Origin of the sequence: Pseudoalteromonas sp. SIMBA_162, assembly GCF_046535955.1 — a bacterium.
Classification (GTDB): domain Bacteria; phylum Pseudomonadota; class Gammaproteobacteria; order Enterobacterales; family Alteromonadaceae; genus Pseudoalteromonas; species Pseudoalteromonas marina.
Genome location: NZ_JAWJBQ010000823.1, coordinates 1 through 251, shown reverse-complemented (window position 1 = coordinate 251; position 251 = coordinate 1). Strand labels below are relative to the sequence as shown.

The window sequence follows — 251 nt, the reverse complement described above, 5'->3', positions numbered from 1 at the left end:
AGCAGGGTGCGCATATGACGACGCGAGCAGCTCAATAACGCTGCCAGTTCGTTGAGCGTTGTGTCCTGCGATTTACCCTCGCAGCATTGCCACAGGCGGATGAACTGTTGTTGCAGACGAGCAGATGGCATAAAAGGGGAACTCCTGTGCAAAAGACAGCAATTTTATTTTCCCTATATTAAGTCAATAATTCCTAACGATGAAGCAAGGGGGTGCCCCATGCGTCAGTTTTATCAGCACTATTTTACCGC

Annotated in this window: 1 protein-coding gene; it reads right to left on the bottom strand. The window is 48.6% G+C overall.

The features are described 5' to 3' along the window. Positions 1-131: SgrR family transcriptional regulator (locus tag R0J88_RS21980; RefSeq protein WP_410901175.1), on the bottom strand; the 131-nt coding region annotated here is incomplete at its 3' end. Between the last annotated feature and the right edge of the window lie 120 nt (positions 132-251).